The 5,586-nt window shown below is 75.7% G+C and carries 6 protein-coding genes; 2 read left to right on the top strand and 4 right to left on the bottom strand.

What is annotated here, in order from left to right; genetic code table 11:
• The coding region (locus GTR02_RS19255) for a serine/threonine-protein kinase (RefSeq protein ID WP_166609102.1) at positions 1 to 770 on the bottom strand (770 nt) is incomplete at its 3' end.
• Positions 763 to 1,707, bottom strand: a complete 945-nt coding sequence (locus GTR02_RS19250) for a hypothetical protein (RefSeq protein ID WP_166609101.1) — start codon at positions 1,705 to 1,707, stop codon at positions 763 to 765. The genes GTR02_RS19250 and GTR02_RS19255, both read right to left, overlap by 8 nt.
• Positions 1,708 to 1,969: 262 nt before the next feature.
• Here GTR02_RS19250 and GTR02_RS19245 point away from each other — a divergent pair, with 262 nt between their 5' ends.
• Both GTR02_RS19245 and GTR02_RS19240 read left to right on the top strand, forming a co-directional pair.
• Positions 1,970 to 2,800 (top strand): peptidoglycan-binding domain-containing protein, encoded by an 831-nt coding sequence (locus tag GTR02_RS19245; protein ID WP_166609100.1) that lies wholly within the window; start codon positions 1,970 to 1,972, stop codon positions 2,798 to 2,800.
• 94 nt (positions 2,801 to 2,894) lie between these two features.
• Positions 2,895 to 3,725: a CHAP domain-containing protein gene (locus tag GTR02_RS19240; RefSeq protein WP_166609099.1), complete on the top strand. Its 831-nt coding sequence runs from the start codon at positions 2,895 to 2,897 to the stop codon at positions 3,723 to 3,725.
• Positions 3,726 to 3,788: 63 nt separating this feature from the next.
• On the opposite strand, the gene GTR02_RS19235 is transcribed toward GTR02_RS19240, so the two are convergent.
• Both GTR02_RS19235 and GTR02_RS19230 read right to left on the bottom strand, forming a co-directional pair.
• Positions 3,789 to 5,030: a malectin domain-containing carbohydrate-binding protein gene (locus GTR02_RS19235; RefSeq protein WP_166609098.1), complete on the bottom strand. Its 1,242-nt coding sequence runs from the start codon at positions 5,028 to 5,030 to the stop codon at positions 3,789 to 3,791.
• 262 nt (positions 5,031 to 5,292) lie between these two features.
• On the bottom strand, positions 5,293 to 5,586 hold a 294-nt coding region (locus GTR02_RS19230; RefSeq protein WP_166609097.1), incomplete at its 5' end, for a beta-propeller fold lactonase family protein.

Below are 5,586 nucleotides of genomic sequence, written 5' to 3'. Positions count from 1 at the left end.
GGCGGGAGGGCGACCCCGAGCGCGGCGGCGGAGTTCGCGGCCCGCCTGCACCGCGACGCCGCCGTCGCCGGACGGTCCTCGGGGCGGAAGGACGCGGCGGCGGTCAGGGTCTGCTCGAGGCCGGCGGGGAGGTCGTCGCCCAACAGGTCGCGGACCGTGACCGCCGCGGACCAGACGTCGCTGCGCGGGTCGGGCCGGCGGTCGCCCGCCTGCAGCTCGGGGGCGAGGTAGCGCGGGGTGCCCGCCCCGTTGTCGCGGGTCGAGGCCGCGACGTCGAGAGTGAGGCCGAAGTCGCAGAGCTTGGCCCGGCTGCGGTCGACGAGGACGTTCGCAGGGCTGACGTCGCGGTGCAGCGTCCCGGTCGAGTGCATCGCGGCCAGCCCGAGCAGGAGGTCGTGGGCCCACACCAGGCCGGTCGGCAGCGGCGGGCGACCGTGCTCGGCGAGCTCCTGCACCAGCGACCCGCCGTGCGGCTCCACCGCGATCCACGGCGGGTCGGCGTCGGGTTCGGCCCACGTGTAGGCGACGAGGTGGCCGCTGACGGCGGCGAGCTCGGCGTGGTGGCGCACCTCCCGCAGGAACCGCTGCCGCTGCCCGTCGTCCGCGAGGGGGCCGCGCCACACCTTCAGGGCCGTCGTGCGGCCGTCGACGGTGCGCCGCGCCAGCCACACCACGGCCGAGGAACCCGCGCCGAGCGGGTTGCCCACCGGCTCGAACCCCGCGGGGAAGGGCGGGCCGGGCCTCGGACCGCGCGCCTGCTCGTCAGGCATCCACGACCTCGGCGGGGCGGTCACGGCCGAGCTTGCCGCGGTGGACGAGGAGGCGGGCGACGGCCGCGGTGAGCGTCTCCTCGGGCCGGACCCCGCCCGGGAGGGCCTGCACTGCAGCGGTGTAGTGCTCGACGAGGGCCTCCGTCCGGCGCCGGGCGATGCGCGGGCTGGTCCCGAGGGCCGCGGCGACCTCCCCGTAGGTGGCCGCGCCGGGACCGCCCTGCAGCAGCGGTGCGCACAGCGCCTCCGCCACGGCCCGGTGGCGCTCGGGCACGTCGTCGACCCGGACGGTGCCGAGCAGGCACGACGCCACGAGTTCCCGGGCGACGCGCCGAGGCGAACCCTCCGCGGTGGACAGGCCGAGGACCTCGCCGAGCCGCCGCACCTGCTCGCGCACCTGCTGCCGCCGGACCCCGAGGACCGCCGCGACCTCGGCCTCCCCGGCCGGGTCGCGCCGGCCCGCCATCAGAGGTGCGCACAACGCGCGCGCCGCGGGTTCGAGGTCGGCCGGGAGGCGCTGCGGCGCAGCCGGACCGGCGACCGGGACGGCGTCGGGTGGCGGTTGGACGAGCAGCCGCCACTCCCCCGTGCTGGGCGCCGACACGGAACCCGAGGGCCAGGGGACCGAGCACGCGTGTCCCGGAGCACCCGGCGACCGCGGCGGCAGGACGGTCGCGACCACGCCCGGACCCTCGACCACCAGCTCGTGCGCCGTCGACAGGTTCCGCACCCAGACCTGCCCGTCGCTGCACCACAGCTCCCCCGCCGTCACCGACAGGGTGTTCGCCCGGACCTGCTCCCACACGGTGATCCCGTCGGGCGCGTCGCCACGACCGAACCGGCGGCGGTCGCCCTCGCGGAACGGCCACCGCTCGTCGGCGCACGCGACGAGGAAGGCGGTCCCTCCCCCCGGCGCGGCAGCGTCCGCGACGTCCACCCCGCGGCTCCCCTCTGCGCGTGCGACCCGGTGGCCGGGCCGGCGACGGGACCACCCCCTGCTCCGCACCACGGCCTCCGCAGTCTGGCGCGCGAAGAGCCACGACACAACCACGCAACGTCACCGGTTCCGGCGCGGTGGCGCACGAGCCGGGGGGCAGGGGCTGCCCTGGTCGCGGCCCCCGGCTCCGCGGAAGCTCGTCCCCGGGACGACCGGCGACGGGAACCCCACCCCCCCGCCACGACAGGAAGGCCGGTTCCCCATGACCCTCACCCGACGGTCCGTGCTCGGTGCGCTCGGCACCGCACCGCTGCTGACCGCGGCGGCGGCGCCCGCGCCCGCCGCGGCCCTGCCCGCCGTGTCGATGGAGGCCCTCGTGAAGGCGGCGCAGTGGGACCCCGCGAAGGCCGGCGAGGACGTCACCCCGGGCTGCGGCCCGAGCGTCCGCCTGGTCGAGAGCGCCCTGCAGGCTCGCGGGCTCCTCGCCGCGGCCTACGTCGACGGCCACTTCGGGACCAGGACCCGGGCGGCCTACGCCGCCTGGCAGCGGTCCCTCGGCTACTCGGGCCTGGGGGCGAACGGCCTCCCGGGGAGCGCGTCGCTCACGCGGCTGGCGGCGGGGCGGTTCACCGTGACGCACCCCCTGTCCCCCGGTGCCCGCCGCACGCTGCAGGGGTTCGCCGTCAACGCCCGCACGGCGGCGATGGCCGAGGCCGCGCAGCAGCGCTGCGGGTTCCGCTTCACCCTCGAGCAGGGGTCCTACTCACCCGGCGAGGACCCGACCTCCGCGGGCACGCACGACGGGGGCGGCGCGCTCGACCTCGACGCGGAACGCCTGTCGGCCGCCCAGCGCCGCGCCGCCGTCACGGCCCTGCGGGAGGTGGGTTTCGCCGCCTGGCTGCGCACTCCCGCCCAGGGTTCCTGGCCGCTGCACGTGCACGCCGTCGCCATCAGCGACACCGACCTGTCCCCCGCCGCCCTCGACCAGGTGGGGGACTACTACGAGGGCCGCAACGGCCTGCGCGGCGACGGGCCGGACGACGGTCCCGCCGTCCGCAAGGTCACCTACGAGGAGCACCTGCGCTCCCGCTGAACCCCACCACCGCACCGTCATCCGACCCGACCTGACCGAACCCGACCCGACCCGACCCGACCCGACCCGACCCGAACTGACCAGGGAGAACACCATGCGCACCACCGTCCGCGCCGCCGTCGCCACGTGCGTCATCGCCGCCAGCACCTTCGCCGCCGTCGGACCGGCCCAGGCCGCGTCCCGCGACGGGCGGTGCGACGCCGGAGAGTTCTGCTACTACTTCAACAGCGGCACCACCGGCTCGCTGTCCGACTTCACCGGCTCGGTGCCCGACTACGGTGCCACGCAGCCCGAGTGCTACGAGTTCAAGGGCGCCGGCAACGGCCAGGGGAAGTGCGTCAAGAACAACGCCGCATCCGCCTGGAACCGCACCGGCGGGCCCGTCACCGTCTTCTTCAACAGCGGGTACGGGGGCACGGCCCAGGTCGTCGGCGCCGGCAACCGGGCGGACCTGAAGGCTGGGCTGAAGAACGAGAACGCCTCGCACCGCCTCGGGAGCAGCACCGGCGGGTCCACCAGCTACCCGGCCAGGGACGACTACCCCTACCGGGGGCAGGGCACGGGGGTCGACCCCTGGAACTTCTACAAGGGTCAGTGCACGAGCTTCGTGGCCTGGGCGGTCCGCTCCCGGCTGGGCGTCTCGTTCAGCAACTCCTACCAGGGCCAGCACTGGGGGAACGCGGAGCACTGGGACGACGCCGCCCGCGCCGCCGGGATCTCCGTGACGGGCACACCGCGCGCCGGCGACGTCGCGGTCCGCAACGGCGGCACCTACGGGCACGTCGCCTTCGTCACGAAGGTCAACAGCAACGGGTCCATCGAGGTCGACGAGTACAACTACGTCACCAGCGACGCCTACTCCCACCGCACGACGACGGTCGGGACGCAGAACAACCAGTTCAGCACCTTCATCCACCTGAAGTGACGGACGGAACGAGGTGAGGTGACGCGGCGGGACCCGGCGCGAGCCGGGTCCCGCCGCATGCCGTCAGTAGCCCAGCACCTCGATCGTCGACACGATCGGGTGGTCACGGGAGGCGGTGGCCGTGACCTGCACCAGGTCGGACGGGTTCGTGAGCGGCACCTCGAGGACGTAGGGCCTGCCGCGGCCGACCGTCGCGGCGAGGTCCAGGTCGTCCGCGACGAGACGGCCGTCGACGGACACGTCGAACACGCGCTGGCCGCGCGCGGTGAACGTGGGTTCGACGAAGGTGAGGCGGACCGTCCACGCGGTCGACGACGACGCCACGATCGGTGCCGCGTAGCGCGACCAGCCCCAGCGCACGCTGACCTGCTGCGGCGTGAGGCCGGGGAGGGTCGAGGTGAACGCCTGCCCGCGGTCGAACCCCGCGTCCTCCTCCCATCCCGGCGACGGGGCCGGCGCCCCGGCGTCGACGAAGGCCCACACCGGGTCGACGAAGTCGGTGAGCTGCGGCTGGCCGTCGCACCCGAACTGCGTGGTCTGCTGGTGGTGGAAGTAGTGGTCGTCGTAGTGGGACCACGTGCAGGTCTGCTGCCCGGTGGTGCCGGCCTCTCCGGCGCCGGAGGGGCCGACGGCGGTGACGGTGTACCGGCCCCGGTAGACCTCCGTGCGGGACACGCACTGCGGTCCGGCGGTCATCTCGACGGTGAGGGAGGTGCCCCCGGTGTCTCCCTTCGCCACGGGCGGGACGTCGGGGCAGCCGTCCAGGGCAGGGATCTCGGTCACCGCGTACGACACCCCGGCGGGCTGCCCCGCCGGCACCTGCCACGACACGGAGAGCGTCCTCGGGTGTGCGGCCTCGAACTGCGCCTGCGTCACGGCGGGTCTCGCCGTCACGCCCGTGACCGGCTTCACCGGCGTCACCGCGAGCGTCGCGGTGCGGGAGTTGTTGCGCTCGTCGGTCTCGCGCGGGAGCCGGTTCACGTCGTCGACCGTGGCGGTCAGCGCGTGGTTTCCGGTCTGCGCGGTCCAGGTCGCCACCCCGCCGGGGCCACCCGTCGCCGTCACGGTCCGCGAGGCCCCGGGCGCCAGGGCGTCGCGCGAGACGTCCTGCCAGGAGACCGTCCTCCCGCCCACGGCGAAGGCGACGCCGTGGACCACGCCGGCCGGCGTCGCCACCGCGCCCACGTTCCTGATGGTCGCCTGGAGCACCACCCGCGACCCCGTCGCCTGCACGCCGGCCAGCACCGGCCGCACGTCCGTGACCACCAGGTCGTAGCCGCCGGCGGCCTGTGCGGGCCCCGCCACGGCCGTCCCGACGCACGCGGCCGCGACACCGCCGACGACCGTCCCCCACACACCGCGCCGCCCGCGGCGACGCCCTTCGCTGCCTACCACCACGGTCGTCCCCCAGCCCCTCCGCACGCGTCGCCCCCCGACGCCGGGGCTCATCCCACCGGTCACCCACACGGCCGTCAAGGGGAACGCACAGTCCCCGAAAGAGGGTCGTGCGTAACGGATCCGGGCCCCGTCGCGAGAGGGATGCAGGAGGCCTGGGCCGCGGCGCGGGTCAGAGCGGGAGCACGTGCATGGGTGACGCGACCTCCGCCTCGGAGCGGTCGACGACCGCGAGGTCGGGGCCCAGGGCGAGGTGCACGACCACGTCGGAGTCCTGCGCGCACACGTAGAGGTGGTGGCCGAGGACGGCGAGGTGCCGGGGCGTCCTGGCCCCCAGGGCGACGTCGCGCAGCGGGCGGGGTGAGCCGTCGACGACCTCCAGCAGCGTCAGGACGTCCGCCCCGCGGTGGGCGACGACGAGGCCCCACGGTGCGAGCGCCACCTCGGACGGGGCCAGGGGCCCGGG

Origin of the sequence: Kineococcus siccus (assembly GCF_009906795.1) — a bacterium.
GTDB classification, from domain to species: domain Bacteria; phylum Actinomycetota; class Actinomycetes; order Actinomycetales; family Kineococcaceae; genus Kineococcus; species Kineococcus siccus.
This window is presented reverse-complemented; position numbering and strand designations above follow the sequence as displayed.